This window comes from Antiquaquibacter soli, from assembly GCF_030580675.1.
Classification (GTDB): Bacteria; Actinomycetota; Actinomycetes; order Actinomycetales; family Microbacteriaceae; genus Rhodoglobus; species Rhodoglobus soli.
In genome coordinates, this window is record NZ_JAUQUB010000001.1 from 790,324 (window position 1) to 809,359 (window position 19,036).

At 69.1% G+C, this 19,036-nt stretch carries 15 protein-coding genes and 1 tRNA gene; 11 read left to right on the forward strand and 5 right to left on the reverse strand.

Annotated features, from left to right (window positions below; all coding sequences use genetic code 11):
• Nucleotides 1–41 precede the first annotated feature (41 nt).
• The 5 genes from Q5716_RS03825 to Q5716_RS03840 all read left to right on the forward strand — a co-directional run bounded on the left by Q5716_RS03825 (nt 42) and on the right by Q5716_RS03840 (nt 5,422).
• Nucleotides 42–2,978 carry a UPF0182 family membrane protein gene (locus tag Q5716_RS03825; protein WP_434056584.1) on the forward strand — a complete coding sequence of 979 codons (2,937 nt, stop codon included), beginning with the start codon at nt 42–44 and terminating at the stop codon, nt 2,976–2,978.
• A 92-nt stretch (nt 2,979–3,070) separates the two neighbouring features.
• A tRNA-Met gene (locus Q5716_RS03830) sits at nt 3,071–3,147 on the forward strand.
• A gap of 65 nt (nt 3,148–3,212) precedes the next feature.
• Nucleotides 3,213–3,440: a DUF7957 family protein gene (locus tag Q5716_RS15970; protein WP_491047337.1), complete on the forward strand. Its 228-nt coding sequence runs from the start codon at nt 3,213–3,215 to the stop codon at nt 3,438–3,440.
• Between the two features lie 649 nt (nt 3,441–4,089).
• Nucleotides 4,090–4,461: a hypothetical protein gene (locus Q5716_RS03835; RefSeq protein WP_305001762.1), complete on the forward strand. Its 372-nt coding sequence runs from the start codon at nt 4,090–4,092 to the stop codon at nt 4,459–4,461.
• A 58-nt stretch (nt 4,462–4,519) separates the two neighbouring features.
• Nucleotides 4,520–5,422, forward strand: coding sequence for an esterase/lipase family protein (locus Q5716_RS03840; protein WP_305001763.1), 903 nt, complete (start codon nt 4,520–4,522; stop codon nt 5,420–5,422).
• 3 nt (nt 5,423–5,425) lie between these two features.
• Here the strand turns inward: Q5716_RS03840 and Q5716_RS03845 are convergent, their stop codons facing one another.
• Nucleotides 5,426–5,611 carry a hypothetical protein gene (locus tag Q5716_RS03845; protein ID WP_305001764.1) on the reverse strand — a complete coding sequence of 62 codons (186 nt, stop codon included), beginning with the start codon at nt 5,609–5,611 and terminating at the stop codon, nt 5,426–5,428.
• A gap of 117 nt (nt 5,612–5,728) precedes the next feature.
• Here Q5716_RS03845 and Q5716_RS03850 point away from each other — a divergent pair, with 117 nt between their 5' ends.
• Nucleotides 5,729–7,528 (forward strand): patatin-like phospholipase domain-containing protein, encoded by a 1,800-nt coding sequence (locus tag Q5716_RS03850; RefSeq protein ID WP_305001765.1) that lies wholly within the window; start codon nt 5,729–5,731, stop codon nt 7,526–7,528.
• Nucleotides 7,529–7,540: 12 nt separating this feature from the next.
• On the opposite strand, the gene Q5716_RS03855 is transcribed toward Q5716_RS03850, so the two are convergent.
• From Q5716_RS03855 to Q5716_RS03865, 3 genes are all read right to left on the reverse strand, one after another.
• Nucleotides 7,541–8,383: a glycosyltransferase family 8 protein gene (locus tag Q5716_RS03855; protein ID WP_305001766.1), complete on the reverse strand. Its 843-nt coding sequence runs from the start codon at nt 8,381–8,383 to the stop codon at nt 7,541–7,543.
• Between the two features lie 40 nt (nt 8,384–8,423).
• A complete protein-coding gene (locus tag Q5716_RS03860; RefSeq protein ID WP_305001767.1) occupies nt 8,424–9,806 on the reverse strand; it encodes a D-arabinono-1,4-lactone oxidase in 1,383 nt (460 codons plus the stop codon).
• A gap of 123 nt (nt 9,807–9,929) precedes the next feature.
• Nucleotides 9,930–10,973 carry a cupin domain-containing protein gene (locus tag Q5716_RS03865; protein ID WP_305001768.1) on the reverse strand — a complete coding sequence of 348 codons (1,044 nt, stop codon included), beginning with the start codon at nt 10,971–10,973 and terminating at the stop codon, nt 9,930–9,932.
• Nucleotides 10,974–11,028: 55 nt separating this feature from the next.
• On the opposite strand from Q5716_RS03865, the gene Q5716_RS03870 reads away from it, so the two are divergent.
• Complete coding sequence (locus tag Q5716_RS03870; protein ID WP_305001769.1) at nt 11,029–11,424, forward strand: DapH/DapD/GlmU-related protein; 396 nt, start codon at nt 11,029–11,031, stop codon at nt 11,422–11,424.
• 10 nt (nt 11,425–11,434) lie between these two features.
• Here the strand turns inward: Q5716_RS03870 and Q5716_RS03875 are convergent, their stop codons facing one another.
• Nucleotides 11,435–12,904, reverse strand: a complete 1,470-nt coding sequence (locus Q5716_RS03875; protein WP_305001770.1) for a helix-turn-helix transcriptional regulator — start codon at nt 12,902–12,904, stop codon at nt 11,435–11,437.
• 127 nt (nt 12,905–13,031) lie between these two features.
• Between Q5716_RS03875 and aceA the strand changes: the two genes are divergently transcribed.
• From aceA to exaC, 4 genes are all read left to right on the forward strand, one after another.
• A complete protein-coding gene (gene aceA, locus Q5716_RS03880) occupies nt 13,032–14,327 on the forward strand; it encodes an isocitrate lyase (RefSeq protein ID WP_305001771.1) in 1,296 nt (431 codons plus the stop codon).
• 98 nt (nt 14,328–14,425) lie between these two features.
• Entirely contained in the window at nt 14,426–16,045 is a 1,620-nt protein-coding gene (gene aceB / locus Q5716_RS03885; RefSeq protein WP_305001772.1) for a malate synthase A, read from the forward strand.
• An 88-nt stretch (nt 16,046–16,133) separates the two neighbouring features.
• Entirely contained in the window at nt 16,134–17,417 is a 1,284-nt protein-coding gene (locus Q5716_RS03890) for a GAF domain-containing protein (protein WP_305001773.1), read from the forward strand.
• Nucleotides 17,418–17,511: 94 nt separating this feature from the next.
• A complete protein-coding gene (gene exaC / locus Q5716_RS03895) occupies nt 17,512–19,035 on the forward strand; it encodes an acetaldehyde dehydrogenase ExaC (RefSeq protein WP_305001774.1) in 1,524 nt (507 codons plus the stop codon).
• The last annotated feature ends 1 nt before the right edge of the window (nt 19,036 follow it).

Here is a 19,036-nt window from a genome sequence, read left to right on the forward strand (position 1 = left end):
TCCTGGGACGCCCGGCGTTCTAGCAGCTAGCGCCGCCTAGGATGGCTGGGACAGCCGACAGCCCACCCAGCAGGAGCTCCCACGTGTCAAGCACCTCCGGATCCGCCCCGCGCTCGACGAGCCGCACGAGAGCGACACTGACGGCCACCGCGGTCGTCATCGCCGTCCTCGTGATCGCGTTCTTCATCGCCGCGAACCTCTACACCGATGTGCTCTGGTTCGACCAGCTCGGCTATCTCACCGTGCTCACGACGCAGTGGGTCGCGGGCGCTGTGATGTTCCTCATCGGCTTCGTCGCGATGGCGGTGCCGGTGTGGGCGAGCATCGAGATCGCGTTCCGCGCCCGCCCCGTCTACGCCAAGCTCAACTCGCAGCTCGACCGCTACCAGCAGGTCATCGAGCCGCTGCGCCGACTCGCGATGTTCGGCATCCCCGTCGTCCTCGGCGTGTTCGCGGGGGTCTCGACGGCGACCCGGTGGCCGATCGTGCTCCAGTGGCTGAACCGCACGCCGTTCGGCGAGACCGACCCCCAGTTCGGGCTCGACCTCTCCTTCTACTTCTACGAACTTCCCCTCTGGCAGGGCGTCGTCGGGTTCGCCTCCGCCGTCGTCCTCATCGCCGGACTCGCAGCCCTCGCGACGAGCTACCTCTACGGGGCTATCCGGTTCAGCGGCCGCGAGGTGCGCATCTCTCGCTCGGCGCGCATCCAGCTCGCCATCATCGCCGGACTCTACCTGCTCATCCAGGGCGTGAGCCTGTGGCTGGACCAGTACGCGACGCTCTACTCGGCCAGTGGCGGCTTCCTGCAGACGGGAGCCGGTTATACGGAGGCCAACGCGACGATCCCCGGCCGGGCCATCCTCGCCGGCATCGCGCTCATCGTCGCCGTCCTGTTCTTCATCACGGCGATCATCGGACGCTGGCGCCTCCCGATCATCGGAACGGCGCTCCTGCTCGTCAGCGGACTCGTCGTCGGCAGCATCTACCCCTGGATCGTGCAGCGCTTCTCGGTCGAGCCGAACGCCCGGACCCTCGAGGCCGAGTACATCTCCCGTTCGATCGACGCGACGCGCACCGCGTACGGCGTCGACGGCGTCGAGGAGGTGCCGTACACGGCGGAGACGGATGCTGAGCCCGGGGCACTCCGCGAGGACGCCGAGACCACGGCCAACATCCGCATCCTCGACCCCGCGATCGCGCCGCTCGCGTTCGCGCAGCTCGAGCAGGTCAAGCAGTACTACCAGTTCGGCAGCCACCTCGACGTCGACCGCTATGAGATCGGCGGCCAGACCCAGGACACGGTGATCGCCGTGCGAGAGCTCAACCAGTCCGGCCTCGGCGACTCGCAGAACTGGTACAACAACACGATCGTCTACACGCACGGCTACGGTGTCGTCGCCGCGTACGGCAACCAGCGCGCGGCCGACGGCCAGCCGGTGTTCCTGGAGTCGGGCATCCCGAGCGTCGGCGAGCTCGGCGACTTCGAACCCCGCATCTACTTCGGCGAGGGATCGCCCGAGTACTCGATCGTCGGCGGCCCCGAGGGCGGCGATCAGCTGGAGCTCGACTACCCGTCCGGAGGCGAGGACAGCGACAACGCCGCAACGACGACCTTCTCGGGCGACGGCGGGCCGGTTCTCGACAACATCGTCAAGAAGCTCATCTACGCGATCAAGTTCCAGTCGGAGCAGATCTTCCTCTCCGACGCGGTGAAGCCCGAATCGCAGATCCTCTACGACCGCAACCCGAAGGACCGCGTCGCGAAGGTCGCCCCGTACCTGACGCTCGACAGCGACACCTACCCGGCCATCGTCGACGGGCGCATTGTCTGGATCGTCGACGGCTACACGACGGGCACGAACTACCCGTACTCGCAGACGGAGTCGCTCTCGACCGCGATCGCGGACACATACACTCCGGAGCCGGCGTTCGCGACGGACGACATCAACTACATCCGCAACTCCGTCAAGGCCACCGTCGACGCGTACGACGGGTCCGTGACGCTGTACGCGTGGGACGACGAGGACCCGGTGCTCGAGACCTGGTCGAAGATCTTCCCGTCGACGATCAAGCCGATGAGCGACATGAGCGCCGACCTGCTCGACCACGTGCGCTACCCGAGCGACCTGTTCAAGGTGCAGCGCGCCATCCTCGGCTCGTACCACGTGACCGACCCGGGCTCGTTCTTCTCGAGCGACGACCAGTGGGTCACCCCGAACGACCCGGTGACGGGGTCGGCGACCGCCGCCCTGCAGCCGCCGTACTACCTGACGATGCAGGTGCCCGGCACGGATGAGCCGGCCTTCACGCTGTACTCGACGTTCATCCCGCGCGGAGCGGGCGACTCGAGCCGCAACGTGCTCACCGGCTACCTCGCCGTGAACTCGGACGCGGGCGACGACTACGGCAAGCTCACCCTGCTGACGCTGCCGAAGCAGTCGACGGTTCCCGGTCCCGGCCAGGTGCAGAACAACTTCCGCACCGACACCGAGGTCGCGAACCAGCTCGCGCTCCTCGAGCGGGGTCAGACCGAGGTGCGCCTCGGCAACCTGCTGACGCTTCCTGTCGGCGGCGGCCTGCTCTACGTCCAGCCGGTGTACGTTCAGTCGACGAGCGGCACCATCTACCCGCTGCTGCGCAAGGTGCTCGTCTCATTCGGCGACCAGATCGCCTTCGAGGACACCCTGGATGCCGCGCTCGACACCCTCTTCGGCGGCGACTCCGGTGCCTCCGCCGGTGACGGCGACGTCCCGGCCGAGCCGACGGAGCCCACAGAGCCGAGCGACCCGACCGAGCCCACGACGCCGACCACCCCGGAGACGGACAACGCGGCCCTCCAGCAGGCGCTCGCCGACTACCAGGAGGCCCTCGCCGACCGCCAGGCCGCGTACGCCGCGAACGACCTCGTCGCCGCAGCCGAGGCGGACGCCCGCATGCAGGATGCGGTGGAGCGCGCGATCGCGGCAATCGGCGGCTGACCTCGGGAGGTGTCCCCTGAGGCCCTCGAAAGGGACGCCTCCGTCAGCCCGGCGAATGCCCACCTGAACGTCTGGTAAAGTAGAGATCACGCCGCGGGGTGGAGCAGTTCGGTAGCTCGCTGGGCTCATAACCCAGAGGTCGCAGGTTCAAATCCTGTCCCCGCAACCAAAGACAAAAGGCCCGGTCATCTGACCGGGCCTTTTGTCTTTGTGTGAGGAGTCAGAGGGCCCCCGCTGGCGAGGGGCCCCGGCCGCGACGCCGTCGCGGTCGGGGGAGCCAGTAGGGGACGCCCCGCAACCAATCACTGGCGAGCCGAGCTTCCAACCAGCGAGGGCGGGGAGTCTTACACGAGCTTGTCCCAGGATGAACGGGGCCTGGTGGCACAATCTTGGTCAGGGTATGAGGTGGTACTCGACCGCGGAAGTGGCCGGATCCTCTCGAAATCCTTCAACAAGGCATAGCCGTTCCCAGCGTCAGGTTTGAGTTCAGAGACACTGGCTTCCGCCTCGTCCTTGCATCACCGGGCCCGCTTGCGGCAGCGATTGGCATCGCATTGGCGAACGCGCACGAGTCGACCGATAGGGTGTTCCCGCTGCCCCGTTATGAACACACGTGGAGGGGTCGAGTGACTAACGATGAGCTGACCACTCTCGAGTGGATTCGATCTCTGCTTCCGCTCGAGATTGCGGGCGTTGACGTGGCGGATCCCACCGTCGCCTTCTCCGGGAACGGCTGGGGGCTGAGCGTGGTCTGCCCGTGGTTTCTCGAATCGCACGGAGTCGATTGGGAGTCGGACGAAGCCGCAATCATTGATGCGTTCGACGGCTTCGTAGGTCAGCGTATTACTGCGGTGACTGCGCTAGACGACGAAGCGACCGATCCGGTTTTCGCTTTCAGTCGGGGTGCTCGCTTACGAGTCGTTGCTGATAGCGACCTCGATCCTTGGGTCCTCGTCCTTCCGGGGATCACTGTCGTGGGTCGACGGAGTCGCGGCTGATGGCCTGGCGAAGACCGCGTGCTCTCCGTCACGCTTCTCCTGCGGCGGATGCTTCCAGCCCACGAACTCGGCTCGCGGCAGTCTCCCTTGCGCTGGAGGATCGTCTCACTGGGATGGATCGCGACCGGCTGCGGTCGATTGCGAGCGAAATCGCGCGACAGGCCGTCGAGCGGCTCGAGCTCGATGATCCTGATGTTCTCAGGGCAGTGCAATCGGAGCCGCTTCCGGAGAGCGACCCGCTGCGCGCGACGCTCTTTAGGGTGGTGGAGAGGCTCGACGAGGTGGCCTGGGAGATCCAGAGCCGGATCGATGAGGGAACCGGAACGGAAGCGGAGTACGAGTCAGCCTTCACGCGCGCCAGAGCTGCGCATGCACTGTGGTTCTCGCTTGATCCGGACCCGATGGTGGCCGCGAAGGAGTCGGCGTACGAGGCCTACTCGGCGACGGACGATCTCTCGTGGATTGAAGACTTAGTCGGAGACTGAGGCACGTCACTGGCGTCACCCGCCGGTCGTGCCTAGCCGATCCCGCTAGCCTGATGCCATGCACGCTGTCGTCCTCGTCTCCGGCGGCGCGGCCGTCACCCCGTTCACTACGCCTGGCGCGGCCGCTTCGACCGGGCTCGCTGCCGGCAACACGATGACCGCGATCCGCGAGCACCTGCTGTCCGCGGGCCGCACCGTCTACACGCCCCCCGCGCGCATCGGCGTGGGCGAGGTGACGGAGGACACCGGGTGGCAGGGGTTCGAGGGGGTGCCCGAGGTGCTTCCCGCCGCCGTGACGATCAACTCGGTCGGCCGCATCGATGCGGCCGGGGCATCCCTCGCTGCTTTCCTGCGACTGCTCGCCGACCGTGAAGGTCTCGAGAGCATCGACCTCGTCGGCCACTCGATGGGTGGGCTGTTCTCGCGGTCGGCGATCCGGCAGCTCCGCGAGGGGCGCGGTCCCGCGGTGCGGCGCCTCGTGACCCTCGGCACACCGTGGACGGGCGCGCTCCTCGGAGACATCGTCGCGGGGGCACTGTCGCCGGACGACGCCGGCGGGGATGCCGGTACCCGCAGCATCCTCGAGCAGTCCGTCGAGTACGCGCGAGCGAACTCGCAGGGCGCCGCCGAGGAGGTCTCGGAGGCCTACCTCAACGGCGACAACGGCTGGAACGCCGCCCAGCGCGGCGTCCTCGACGCGATCCCCGTCACCCTTATCGCCGGCCGCCACTTCGCGAGCGAGTCGAGCCCCGAGCTGCTGTGGCCGCACGACGGGCTCGTGTCGACGCGGTCGTCGCGCGCCGATCTCGTCGCGCCCGACGTGCTGCTGAACCGTACCGTCCACGAGGTCGCCGATGTGCACTCGATCTTCTTCGCCGACGCGTTCGGACTCGACTGGTCGCGCGCGCTCACGTGGGACCCCGAGGTGCTCGGGATCATCGACTCGGCCCTCTCAGGCTGAGCGTCACACGTCGTCGGGGTCCGCCCCCGGTCGAACCGCCGCGGTGTCGGCGATGTCGATGCGCGTGACCCCGTCGGCGCGCTTCGTCACCTCGATGCGCGGCGCCGCGTCCTCCTCCGTGGACTTGGGCGCCCGGGTGAGCTGGTCGTGACGCTTCTCGTCGTCGGTCATTCCGGTCTCGTCGGTCATCCCTTCAGTACGGCACGACACGGCCAGTTGCCGCGAGGCCTTGACACCGCCGTCGACTCCTCCGACAGTGGCCGGTGTCAGACTCGACAGAACGGTCGGCCCCTGGAGGGAGCACGCATGGCGACGACGCCGGAGTACTGCGACATCGTGATGAAGGGCGGCATCACCTCGGGGGTGATCTATCCGGGCACGATCGCGGCGATCGCCCGCCGGTACCGCCTCAAGGGGCTCGGCGGAGCCTCGGCGGGCGCCATCGGGGCAGCCTTCGGGGCGGCGGCGGAGTTCGGTCGCGAGCACGGGGCCTTCGACGAGCTCGAGGGTATCCCCGAGGAGATCGACCTGGGGCGCCTGTTCCGCACGACCCGCCGCACGCGGGGCCTTCTCGCCGTCCTGAACGCGTTCACGGGCGCCGCGCCGTGGGGACGATCGGGCTGGCTGCGGGTGCCGGTGATCGTGGTGACGTTGCTCGCGGTGTTCCCGGTGTCGAGCATCCTGGGCCTCGCACTCGGCGTGGCCACGGCCGTGCAGTCGGCGGGCAACGGCTGGGTGCTCGCCGGCGGTGTTGCACTCGCGGTGCTCGGCTGGGTGCTCGCGATGGTGCTGCGGCTTCTGTTCGCACTCACCCAGTCCGTGCCGCGCACGATGTTCGGCATCTGCACCGGCCACGGAACGCCCGACGCCCCCCAGCTCACCGATTGGATGGCGGAGCGGCTGGATGCTCTCGCCCACCTCCCGGCCGGTGCGGGCCCGCTCACCTTCGGCCAGCTGTGGACGAAGTCACCACGCAGTCGCCTCGTCGCCGATCCCGAGGACCGCGAGATCGACCTGCGCATGGTCAGCACCTCGCTCAGCCAGGCGATGCCCGTCGAGCTGCCGCTCATGGCGGGGGAGTGGTACTACGACCCCGCCGAGTGGGCGCTCCTGTTCCCGGACGACGTCATGGCCGCCCTCGAGAGGGCACCGCACCGGCGACGGTCGGGACGCAGCCTCGAGGAGTACGAGGCGCGGCTCGAGCGCGCCGCATCCCACGAACCGCCGCTTCGGCGCCTGCCGGACCCGGAGTACCTCCCCGTCGTCGTGGCGACCCGCATGTCGCTGAGCTTCCCGCTGCTCATCTCGGCGGTGCCGATGTGGGCGATCGAGTACCTTCCCGCCGAGCGCCCGTCGGAGTTCCGCAAGGTGTGGTTCACGGACGGCGGGCTCGCGAGCAACTTCCCGATCCACCTGTTCGACCGTCCGCTGCCGACGCGCCCGACGTTCGCCATCAATCTCGGCAGCTACGACCGGGAGGAGGAGCGCGACCCCGCCCGGGTGCCGTTCCGCTTCGCGCGCACGAACGGTGAGATGATCCTCAGCCCGTTCCGCGGCATCCCGGGGTCGGGGTTCGGCGCGGTCGCCGGGTTCGCGAGCGCGGCATTCAGCACGGCGCGCAACTGGCGCGACAACGCGCACGTCTCGGCACCGGGCTACCGGGACCGGATCGTGCAGGTGCTCCAGTCGCGCGACGAGGGCGGGCTCAACCTCACGATGCCGCGCGAAACCGTCGAGGCGCTGTCGGAGCGCGGTCGGGCGGCCGCCGAGGCCCTCCTCGACCAGTTCGCCGAGCCGCGGTACCGCGACAGCCGCGGCCGCGTGACGGTCACGGGCTGGGAGAACCACTTGTGGGTCCGCTACCGCGCCCTGCTCGCCGGGATGCCGCGATTCCTCCGCGGCTACGCGGGCGGGCTGGAGGCCGAGCCCCCGCGGCGGGACACCGCCGCGTATCACCTGGGGCCGGCATCCCAGTCCCTCGTGCAGCGCATCGACGAACTGATCACCGAGGCGGACGCGACGGCGACGGATGCCCCGGCCGCCGTCCGTGCGGTCGAGAGCGAGCCCGCGCCGCGCACCGTCATCCGCCGGGTTCCGGACGTCTAAGTGCGGCCTCCCTCAGGGGTGGACCGGCTCACCCAGGGTGTCGGCGACCGTCCACCAGAGTCGGTTCAGCTCGAAGTAGCGATCAGCGGGATCGAGCGGCTTCGTCCAGGGCTTGTCGATGATGTAGTGGACGTTCTTCACCGCCGCCGGGTCCCAGAGCGAGGGGTGCTGGTGCGGCAGCGTCTTGAGCGCGTTGTACACATAGGGCAGCGGCCGCCAGCGGTCGCGGTAGAACTCGTTCAGGAAGTCCTGCTCCGCGAAGGGGTAGCGCGACAGGTCGTCCACCGCCGCCAGCAGCCGGAGCATCTCGGCGAGCACCGCGTCGTCGGGCGACAGGACGAGCAGGCCGCCGTTGAGGTAGTTGTCCGTCGCTCCCGGCTCCGTGACGTGGTCGGCGCCTCGGCAGTAGGTGTAGAAGCACGCGTCCGGCGTCCAGTTCGACGGGTAGCTCGCGATCCGGTTGGGGTTGCAGCGGCAGGCGTGGCACGCGGCCATCGACCCCTCGGCGAGGTCGAGCGAGAACAGCTCGTCCATGTTGCGGATCACCAGCATGTCGGCGTCGAGGAAGACGACTCGGTCGAACTCGGTGAGCCCCCAGACGGCGAGCTTGGTCCAGACTTCCGCGAACCGGGCGTTGGCGTAGCTGTCGACGGAACCCCCTGCTGGGCGCAGGGGCGCCACATCCCGGAGCATGCAGCCCTCGTCGCTGAGGAGGCGCCGGGTCTGCTCGCTGATCGCCTCCGTCACCATGACGACGAGCGGGATGCTGCTGCCGGATGCCTCGAGCGAGGCCCGCAGCGCCCGCACTCCCACCACGTACTCGGGTTGCGTCAGCAACGTCACCCAGGCGTTCATCGGTGGTACTCCCGTTCTGGTCGGATCAGGTCAGGTCGGGTCAATCGAGCAGGGCCGCGGTGAACGCGTTCGCGAAGCGGTGCTGCGGGTCGAGCACCTCGCGCACCCTCCGGAAGGCGTCCCACCGCGGGTAGAGCGAGGGCCAGTCGTAGAGGGACTCATCGAAGTACTTGCCCCAGTGCGGTCGGCCGCCCTCCTCGGCAACAGTCCGCTCCACCTCCCGGAGGAAGTCCTCGCTCTCCGGCGGGAGCGACCCGTCGGCCGCGTAGTAGACCACGAATCCGAAGTAGCAGGTGTCCTGCCCGTAGGACGGGCTCAGCCAGCTGTCGGAAGGGCCGGTGCAGCGCAGGATGACGGGGTAGTGCATCCGTGGCCGGGCTCGCGCATGCCACTCTCTGATCTTCGAGACGACTGCCGCGGCCCGGTCGAGGGGGATAGCGATCTCGACGTTGATCTGGGCGGTGGCGATCCCTCGGCAGAACACCTGGTAGATGTCACCGGTGACGTCGGTGAAGTCCCGGAAGCGGGACACGGTGCGCAGCGGCTTGCCGTCGTCGGCGACCCCTCCGGAGTCGTCGCGCAGGCGTCGCAAGGTGGAGTCGACGGTGCTGTTCATCGTCGTATCGGTCGTCGCGTGCTCGAAGAGTTCGCTCCCGTTGGCGCGGTACAGGGCGATCTCGTCCTCGGTGGCCTCGTTGGCGATCCACAGCTGGACCTGCTCCTCCTGGGGGAACCACCAGGCCTTGACGAGCGCGTTCGACCGGTTCCAGGTCGCCAGGTCCGCCTCCAGGGCGTCGACCCCGACCACCTTCTTCACGCACGTGTAGATCGTCAGCGGACGCGCACGCAGGGTCACCGCGGTGATGACGCCGAGCGATCCGAGACCGAGCTGGAGGGCGGGAAAGTGCGGGTGCCCTCGGTCGAAGTCCGCGACCGTCCCGTCGCCGAGCACCACCCGAATCGAGTCGACGGCGTCGGCGATCGAGCTCTGCTGCAGGCCCTGACCGTGGGTCCCCGTCGAGAGGGCGCCCGCGACGGTCTGCTCCGCGATGACACCGGGGCAGGCATCCAGCATCTGACCGCGCGCGGTCAGGAACGCGTAGACCTCCGAGAGGGGTGTGGACCCGGCGAAGGTCGCGGTGTCGTCCGTGCTCGAGATCAGGCCGCTCAAGCGACTCAGGTCGAGCAGCCAGCCGCTGCCGTCCGTGATCTGGAGCATCCTCCCGGGCGACATCCGGCTCCCGATCATCCGGATGTGGCCGATGCTGGTGGCGAGGAAGTCGCGGAGCTCTGCCTCAGTGGCCGGAGCGACGATCGACCCGGCCGATCCCAGGCGCGAGTTCTTCGCCCAATTGCGGAGCCGGGTGTCCTCATCGTCCGAGTGGAGCTCCTGATGAGGGTAAGCGAGTAGCGGAATCCCCATGACGCATCTCCTGGAGGGTCGCGGTCCCTGACAAATGGAGTGGTACAGGTGAAGTCCAGCGCATAACCGAGCCCGCGTCAAGTAAACGCTTGCTCAGACCCGACCGGGTGCGGGGGTGGCGGTCTATTCCACCGGGTCGATCGGGTTCGCCTTGCCCACGATGAGCGGGTCGATCGGCGTGAACGGCAGCACCGGGAGCTGCGACTCGGGGATGCCGAAGCTCGCGGCGAGCACCTCTCGCGAGAACACCGAACCGGATGCCCGGTACCCGATGTCGCCCGGGGTGGGCCGGTCGAAGAACACGAGGAAGTGGATCTCCTCGTCGCCGACGACCTCGATCTGGTGGGGGTACGCCCGCGGGATGAAGTAGACGTCGCCCGGGCCGAGGAGGTACGTGTCGACCGTGCCATCCGGGTCGAGGATGCTCATGCGCGCCTTCCCCGCGTGCACGTACCCCATCTCCGCCGTCTCCGGGTGCCAGTGGGGCTCGCGCATCCCCTCCTCCTCGATGCGCAGCGAGTACATCGACAGGTTCTTCAGCGCCGGCCAGTACTGCTGCCGCGCGAGGTGAGCCGAGCCGACGGCGGCCTTGAGGGGAGCGAGCTGGCCCTCGACGTCGAACTTGTGGCGGTTGGCCCAGCCGGCGGTGTCGGGAACGGATGCCGCGCCCTCCCGCTTCACGAGCAAGGGCGACGACGTATCGCGGGGCACCTGCGCCCACGCGGACGCGGGGAGGTCGTAGGTGTTGCCGAGCACGGCGTCGGTCATCGCGCCGAACGCGCCCCGCAGCGAGAAGTCCTCGGGCCGCTCGTGCCCGAACACGACGATGAGCTCGGCAGTCGTCTCGCCGATGTTCTCGATGTGGTGCAGCGCGCCCGAGTCGACGTGGAACATCTGACCCGCGTCGATCGTGAAGCTCGAGAACTCGTCCGCGTTGTCGAAGACGGTGACGAGGAGCGAGCCGGAGATGCAATAGGTCAGTTCGTTCGCGTTGGCGTGCCAGTGAGGCTCGCGGATGGATCCGGGCTCGAGGACGAGCCGCTTGATGGACATCCGGTGGAGGATCGGGAACTCCTCGGCGGTGAGCCGGCGGATCGAGCCGAGAGCGCTGTCGTGCACGGCGTCGGCGGTGAGCAGGGAGCGGACGTGTCGGGACTGTGCGGTCATGGCCACCACGCTAGGGCACGGGACTAAAATCCCACTCCCATGCGTTGTAATCGACATGCAGAAGGTTTATGAGGATGTGGAGAACGACGCGGGCGAGGTGACCCGCTACCGCAAGCACGCCAACGGCCGCGGCTATGTCGCGCTCAAAGCGACGGCGCATCCGACCGCGTACGTGGAGGCCAACGCGTACGTCGAGCCGGGGGCGGAGCTCGCCGCTGGGTGCTGGGTCGGTGCCGGCAGCTGGATCGACCGTGACGCGTTCATCAGCGCGGGAGCGTTCGTGGGCAGCAACGTGCACATCGGCCAGTCCGCGGTGGTGGGCCGCGGCGCCCGAGTGGGCAGCGGCTCGAAGGTCGCGGACGGCGTGCACATCGGCGACAACGTGCGCATCGGTCGCGACACGCGAGTGAACTCCGACAAGCTCGGCACGGAGGCGAGCAAGGCCGCGTAGCGCCGGAGGATCACTGCCCCGGCGAGTGCGCCTCCAGGAACTCGAACACCTCGGTCGAGTCGACGCCCGGGTAGATTCCCACGGGCATCGCGGCGAGCAGTGACGAGTTGAGCCGCGCGCTCGGGAGCGAGTTGTGCTCCCAGCGCGCGGCGAGGTCCGCCGGCGGCCGGCGGCAGCATCCCTCGTCCGGGCACGTCGACGCAGAGCGGTTCGCGGTGTCCCGACCGCGGAACCACTTGACGTGCGCGAACGGGGTGCCGACGCTGACGGAGAAGTCGCCCCGCGACGTCGACTGGATGCGGGACGTGCACCAGTAGGTCCCCGACGGCTTGTCGGTGTACTGGTGGTACGGGCTGAAGCGGTCGTCGACATCGAACACGCGGCGGGCGCTCCAGTAGCGGCACACGAGCTGCCCCTCGACGGCGCCGAGGGCGTCGGTCGGGAACGCGACGTTGTCGTTCTCGTACGCCTTCGAGAGGGTGCCCGATTCGTGCACCTTGAGGAAGTGCACGGGGATGCCGAGGTGCTCGGTCGCGAGGTTCGTGAACCGGTGCGCGGCCGTCTCGTAGCTGACGGCAAAGGCATCCCGCAGGTCCTCCACGGAGAGCTCGCGCTTCTCCTTCGCCGCGCGCAAGAACTCGACGGCGGAGTGCTCGGGAACCATGAGCGCGGCCGCGAGGTAGTTCGTCTCCACGCGCTGGCGCAGGAAGTCGGCGTAGTCCTTGGGCTCGGAGACCCCGAGGACGTGGCTCGCGAGCGCCTGCAGGAGCGTCGATCGCGGATCGCTGCCCGCGCCCTGGTTCACCGGCAGGTAGATGCGCCCGTGTTTGAGGTCGGTCACGCTGCGGGTCGAGCTAGGCAGATCGGGAACGTAGTGCAGCGAGAACCCGAGATGGCTGGCGAGGTCGGATGCCACGCGCTGCGAGAGCGGCCCGCCCTCGTGGCCGACCGCGCTCAGCAGCTCCTTCGCCCGCGCCTCCAGGTCGGCGAAGTAGTTATTGCGCTGACGCATCTGGCGGCGCAGCTGGGTATTCGCCCGGCGAGCCTCCTCAGGGGTGGCCGCGCGCTCGCGGTGCAGGCGCTGGAGCTCGTCGTGCAGCGCGAGGATCGTCTGGATCGCGTCATCCGACAGGCTCTTGCGCACCGGTAGGGGTGGCAGGCCGAGCGACGCGTAGAGGGGGCCGCGCTGCGCCCGCTCGAGCGCGATCTCGAGGGCGGCGCGCTTCGAGGGCGGCTCGGCGCTCAGTAGCTCGTCCACGCTCACCTGCAGCGTGCGCGCGAGCTTCTGCAGCTCTCCGAGCTTGAGCTCGCGCTTGCCGTTCTCGATGACGCTCACCTGGCTCGCTGCGCGGCCGAGCGCGGCGCCGAGGTCGTCGAGCGTGAGGCCGCGGTCGGTGCGCAGCTGCCGGATGCGACGGCCGATGGTCAGGGAATCGAGCATGCGCTCATCCTCGGCCGCGGTGCGAACGTCATCGTCCATGCGGACACTCTCGCACGGCCGCTTCTTCGGCGGAATAGAAGAATCCCGAAAATTCTGCCCAAACGGGCCGCGAAGAAGGCGGCGATCGGGCGCAGAGTCGAGGTCACAGCAAGCGAAGGAGCCTGACATGACCCCCAACCGACCCGGCGACCAGACCCAGACCGCGGCCCAGCTCGAGACCGAGTGGAAGACCGACTCCCGCTGGAACGGCATCCAGCGCGACTACTCCGCGGAGGACGTCGTCGCCCTCCGCGGCTCCGTCCGCGAGGAGCGCACGCTCGCCCGTCGCGGCGCCGAAAACCTGTGGCGGCTCATCCACGACGAGCCGTGGGTGCCCGCCCTCGGCGCCCTCACCGGCAACCAGGCCGTGCAGCAGGTGCGTGCGGGCCTGAAGGCGATCTACCTCTCGGGCTGGCAGGTCGCCGCCGATGCGAACCTCTCCGGGCAGACCTACCCCGACCAGAGCCTCTACCCGGCCAACTCCGTCCCCGCGGTCGTGCGCCGCATCAACAACGCCCTGCTGCGCGCCGACCAGATCGAGCACGCCGAGTCGGCCGGTTCTGACATCGACTGGCTCGCCCCGATCGTCGCCGACGCCGAGGCCGGCTTCGGCGGCCCGCTCAACGCCTACGAGCTCATGAGCTCGATGATCGAGGCGGGTGCCGCCGGCGTGCACTGGGAGGACCAGCTCGCGAGCGAGAAGAAGTGCGGGCACATGGGCGGCAAGGTGCTCATCCCCACGCAGCAGCACATCCGCACGCTCAACGCGGCGCGGCTCGCGGCGGACGTCGCGGGAGTGCCCACCATCATCGTGGCGCGCACGGACTCCCTCGCCGCCGATCTCATCACGAGCGACATCGACGAGCGCGACCGCCCGTGCCTCACGGGCGAGCGAACGAGCGAGGGGTTCTACCGCACCACTCCCGGCATCGAGACGGTGCTCGCCCGCGGTCACGCGTACGCGCCGTACGCGGACCTGCTGTGGGTGGAGAGCGCCGAGCCCGACCTCGAGCTCGCGCGCACATTCGCGGAGAGCGTCCACCGCGAGTTCCCCGGCAAGAAGCTCGCCTACAACTGCAGCCCGAGCTTCAACTGGAAGCGCCACCTCGACGACGCGCAGATCGCCACGTTCCAACGGGAGCTCGCGGCGATGGGCTACGCCTTCCAGTTCATCACCCTCGCCGGCTTCCACGCCCTCAACCACTCGATGTACACGCTCGCTCGCGACTACTCGCAGCGGCACATGAGCGCCTACGTCGAGCTGCAGGAGGCGGAGTTCTCGTCCGAGAAGGACGGCTACACGGCCACGCGCCACCAGCGCGAGGTCGGCACGGGCTACTTCGACCGAATCGCCACGGCCCTCAACCCCGACAGCGAGACCCTCGCGCTCGTGGGCTCCACCGAGACCGCGCAGTTCCACTGACGCGCTGGAGCTATGAGCGAAGGCCATTTCTGGCCTTCGCCGCGACGCCAGCGCCGACGCCCGTCTCGGGCGTCGGTTCAACGATCAAGGAGACCATCATGACCACGCACCGCATCGAAGTGCTCGGGATGCCCGAGCCCCGCTTCGACGAGATCCTCACCCCCGAGGCGCTCGCCTTCCTCACCCGACTGCACGACCAGTTCGCGGGTCGCCGCCACGAGCGACTCGACGCGCGGATGCACCAGCGCAAGCACATCGAGAACGGGCGCGACCTCCGCTTCCTGCCCGAGACCGCGGCCATCCGCGAGGACCCGTCGTGGCGGGTCGCCGGCGCCGGACCCGGGCTCGAGGACCGCCGCGTCGAGATCACCGGCCCGACCGACCGCAAGATGACGGTCAACGCCCTCAACTCCGGCGCGAAGGTGTGGCTCGCCGACCAGGAGGACGCCACGAGCCCCACGTGGGGCAACGTCATCGGCGGGCAGGTGAACCTGTTCGACGCGATCCGCCGGCAGATCGACTTCACCTCGGCCGAGGGCAAGGAGTACCGGCTCGGTGCCGAGACCCCGACCATCGTGATGCGCCCCCGCGGGTGGCACCTGGTCGAGAAGCACCTCCGGTACACGGATCGCGCAGGGCTCGGGAGCCCGGCCAGTGCATCCCTCGTCGACTTCGGACTGTACTTCTTCCACAACGCGAAGGAGCTCATCGCCGCGGGACGCGGGCCGTACTTCTACCTTCCCAAGATCGAGAACCACCTCGAGGCCCGCCTGTGGGACGACGTGTTCACGTTCTCGGAGAACGCCCTCGGCATCCCGCACGGCACGATCCGGGCGACGGTGCTCATCGAGACGATCCCCGCGGCGTTCGAGATGGAGGAGATCCTGTTCGAGCTGCGCGAGCACTGCGCGGGACTCAACGCGGGCCGCTGGGACTACATCTTCTCGATCATCAAGAACTTCCGGGGCCGGAGCGCGGGCTTCGTGCTGCCGGACCGGTCGTCGATCACCATGACGGTGCCGTTCATGCGGGCGTACACCGAACTGCTCGTCGCGACGTGCCACCGTCGTGGCGCACACGCGATCGGGGGCATGAGCGCGTTCATCCCGAACCGCCGTGACCCCGAGGTCACCGCTCGAGCGCTCGAGGCCGTCACCGCCGACAAGCGGCGCGAAGCGGGCGATGGGTTCGACGGCACGTGGGTGGCGCATCCGGACCTCGTGGCGACCGCGCGAGCGGAGTTCGACGCCGTTCTCGGCGACCGGCCGAATCAGGTCGACCGGCAGCGCGACGACGTGCACGTGACCGCCGCCGACTTGCTCGACCTGCGCCTCGACGGGCAGGTGACCGACCAGGGGGTGCGCTCGAACGTGTCGATCGCGCTGCGCTACCTCGAGAGCTGGCTGCGCGGAGTGGGCGCCGCCGCGATCGACAACCTCATGGAGGATGCGGCGACCGCCGAGATCAGCCGCAGCCAGTTGTGGCAGTGGATGCACCAGCGCGTCGTCACCGCGGAGGGGCAGCTCATCACGCGCGACATGGTCGAGCGCCTGCTGCGCGAGGAACTCGCCGGAGCCGAGCGGGCACCCGGCGACCGCTTCGACGATGCGGCCGAGGTCTTCCGTGCGGTGACCCTCGAGGAGCACTTCCCCACGTTCCTCACGATCACCGCCTACTCTCGGTACCTCGTCGACGCGCCGGAGCGGGTCGCCGCCTGAGCAGGGGCCGCTCCCTGAGGCACTCGAAGGGAGCGGCCCTCAGCCGTAGACTCTCTGCACCCGCATCACCGACGATCGGAGTGCTGCCATGCCGAGCCCGTGGACCACCGCCCCCGGCGATGACGCGCGGCTGGCGGCGGCCCGGGCGCACGACGCGGTCGTGGGGGAGCGTGCGGATGCCGCGGGCGTCCGCCGCCTCGTCGAGGAGTCCTGGCGCCGCAGCCTCAGCCTTGCCGTCGACCCCGACCGCCCGCTCGCGGGCGTCGACCTCGACTCGGACGACCTCCGCGAGTACCGGGATGCCCACCCGCTCGCGCTCGCGCTGCCGACGATCCACCGCCTCCTCATCCGCCACACCTTCGAGGCCGGCCTCATCGTCGCGGTGGGCGACCAGGACGGGCGGCTGCTGTGGATCGACGGCGACCGCACCCTGCGCCGCAAGGCCGAGGGCATGATGTTCGTCGAGGGGGCCGACTGGTCGGAGTCGCGCGTCGGCACGAGCGCGCCGGGCACGGCGCTCGCCCTCGATCACGGCATCCAGATCCACGGCCCCGAGCACTTCAACCGCATCGTCCATCCCTGGAGCTGCACCGCAGTCCCCGTGCACGATCCCAGCTCGGGCGGGATGCTCGGGGTCATCGACATCACGGGCGGCGACGACGCCGTCTCCCCGACCACGCTCCCGCTGCTCGAGGCGGCCGTCGCCGCGGTCGAGGCGGAGCTGCGCATCCGTCGACTCGACGAGCCGGTCGCGCCGCGGCGGGTCATCCAGCGCGCCGTGCCCCGACCGGATGCGACGCTCTCCGTCCTCGGAACAGAGGTCGGTCGCCTCGAGTCCCGCGGCCGCAGCGTCGAGCTGAGCGCCCGGCACACCGAGATCCTCGCGCTGCTCGCGTGGCATCCGTCGGGCCTCTCCGCGGAGCGCCTCGCCGACCTCCTCGGTACCTCGGTGTCGACGCTGCGACCGGAGATGGTGCGGCTGCGGCGCGCGATCGAGCAGGTCGACGCCTCCCTCGTCCCGCTCGCGCGACCGTACCGGCTGCCGCGCCGGCTCGACCTCGACGCGCACCGTGTGCTCGCGTTCCTCGACCGCGGAGCGCACCGCGTGGCGCTCGCCGGGTACTCGGGCCAGGTGCTCCCCGTGTCGACGGCGCCGGGCATCCGCGAGATCCGCGACGAGGTGAGCACCCGCGTTCGCGAGTCGCTGCTCACGGATGCCTCGGTCGACACCCTCCTCGACTACGCCCGCACCGATGAGGCCGCCTACGACGCCGAGGTGTGGGCCGCGGTGCTCAGGATGCTCCCGCCGAAGTCCCCCAAGCGCGCCTCCGTCGTCGCCCGCCTCGAGCGCATCGAGGCCGAGCTGCGTTAACCGCCCCCTCGCAACTCTTCGCAACCTGCGCGCAACCCTCTCGCGCCTACCGTCGACGGAACCGTTAGACAACGACGTCGAGAGGACCACCACCATGACGGTTTACGCGCCCCCGGGACACCCGGACGCCAAGATCACGTTCAAGCCCCGCTACGAGCACTGGATCGGCGGGGAGTGGGTGAAGCCCGTGAAGGGCCAGTACTTCGAGGACATCTCGCCGGTCAACGGCAAGCCGTTCGCGGAGGTCGCGCGAGGTACCGCGGAAGACATCGAGGCCGCCCTGGATGCCGCGCACAAGGCCGCACCGGCGTGGGGCAAGACCTCCACGACCGAGCGCGCCGCCGTGCTCAACAAGATCGCCGACGTCATCGACGCGAACCTGGAGCTCCTCGCGGTCGCCGAGACGTGGGACAACGGCAAGCCCATCCGGGAGCCGCTCAACGCGGACCTGCCGCTCGCGGCCGACCACTTCCGGTACTTCGCGGCGGCGATCCGCGCCCAGGAGGGCGGCTTCCAGGAGATGGACGGCGACATGACCGCCTACCACTACAAGGAGCCGCTCGGAGTGGTGGGCCAGATCATCCCGTGGAACTTCCCGCTCCTCATGGCGGTCTGGAAGCTCGCGCCCGCGCTCGCCGCCGGCAACGCGATCGTCCTCAAGCCCGCCGAGCAGACGCCCGTGTCGATCCTCGTGCTCATCGAGCTGATCGGCGACATCCTCCCGCCCGGCGTCGTCAACGTCGTCAACGGGTTCGGTGTCGAGGCCGGCAAGCCGCTCGCGTCGAGCCCGCGCATCAAGAAGATCGCGTTCACGGGCGAGACGACGACGGGTCGGCTCATCCTGCAGTACGCATCGGCGAACATCATCCCGGCGACGCTCGAGCTCGGCGGCAAGTCGCCGAACATCTTCTTCTCGGATGTCGCGAGCGAGCGCGACTCGTTCTACGACAAGGCGCAGGAGGGCTTCGCGCTCTTCGCGTTCAACCAGGGCGAGGTGTGCACGTGCCCGTCGCGCGCGCTCATCCAGAAGCCGATCTACGACTCTTTCCTCGGCGACGCGATCGAGCGCACGAAGAGGGCGGTGCAGGGCAACCCGCTCGACACCGACACCCAGGTCGGGGCGCAGGCGTCCAACGACCAGCTGGAGAAGATCCTCAGCTACATCGACATCGGCAAGCAGGAGGGCGCGAAGCTCGCCCTCGGCGGCGAGCGAGTGGACCTCGGGGGAGACCTGAGCGGCGGCTACTACGTCGCCCCCACCATCTTCGAGGGGCACAACGGCATGCGGCTGTTCCAGGAGGAGATCTTCGGTCCCGTCGTCGCGGTGACGAGCTTCGACGACTACGCCGACGCGATCTCCATCGCCAACGACACCCTGTACGGGCTCGGGGCGGGCGTCTGGTCGCGGAACGGGAACGTCGCGTACCGCGCGGGGCGTGACATCCAGGCGGGTCGCGTGTGGGTGAACAACTACCACGCGTACCCGGCGGGCGCGGCGTTCGGCGGCTACAAGAGCTCGGGCATCGGCCGCGAGAACAACGCCCTCGCGCTCGACCACTACCAGCAGACGAAGAACCTGCTCGTCTCCTACTCGGAGACCCCGCTCGGTTTCTTCTGAG

Bases quoted from the DNA above. Each gene is read 5' to 3' on its own strand.
- Q5716_RS03825 (WP_434056584.1), top strand. From the start codon at position 42: ATGGCTGGGACAGCCGACAGCCCACCCAGCAGGAGCTCCCACGTGTCA.
- Q5716_RS03835 (WP_305001762.1), top strand. From the start codon at position 4,090: ATGGATCGCGACCGGCTGCGGTCGATTGCGAGCGAAATCGCGCGACAG.
- Q5716_RS03840 (WP_305001763.1), top strand. From the start codon at position 4,520: ATGCACGCTGTCGTCCTCGTCTCCGGCGGCGCGGCCGTCACCCCGTTC.
- Q5716_RS03845 (WP_305001764.1), bottom strand. From the start codon at position 5,611: ATGACCGACGAGACCGGAATGACCGACGACGAGAAGCGTCACGACCAG.
- Q5716_RS03850 (WP_305001765.1), top strand. From the start codon at position 5,729: ATGGCGACGACGCCGGAGTACTGCGACATCGTGATGAAGGGCGGCATC.
- Q5716_RS03855 (WP_305001766.1), bottom strand. From the start codon at position 8,383: ATGAACGCCTGGGTGACGTTGCTGACGCAACCCGAGTACGTGGTGGGA.
- Q5716_RS03860 (WP_305001767.1), bottom strand. From the start codon at position 9,806: ATGGGGATTCCGCTACTCGCTTACCCTCATCAGGAGCTCCACTCGGAC.
- Q5716_RS03865 (WP_305001768.1), bottom strand. From the start codon at position 10,973: ATGACCGCACAGTCCCGACACGTCCGCTCCCTGCTCACCGCCGACGCC.
- Q5716_RS03870 (WP_305001769.1), top strand. From the start codon at position 11,029: ATGCAGAAGGTTTATGAGGATGTGGAGAACGACGCGGGCGAGGTGACC.
- Q5716_RS03875 (WP_305001770.1), bottom strand. From the start codon at position 12,904: ATGGACGATGACGTTCGCACCGCGGCCGAGGATGAGCGCATGCTCGAT.
- aceA (WP_305001771.1), top strand. From the start codon at position 13,032: ATGACCCCCAACCGACCCGGCGACCAGACCCAGACCGCGGCCCAGCTC.
- aceB (WP_305001772.1), top strand. From the start codon at position 14,426: ATGACCACGCACCGCATCGAAGTGCTCGGGATGCCCGAGCCCCGCTTC.
- Q5716_RS03890 (WP_305001773.1), top strand. From the start codon at position 16,134: ATGCCGAGCCCGTGGACCACCGCCCCCGGCGATGACGCGCGGCTGGCG.
- exaC (WP_305001774.1), top strand. From the start codon at position 17,512: ATGACGGTTTACGCGCCCCCGGGACACCCGGACGCCAAGATCACGTTC.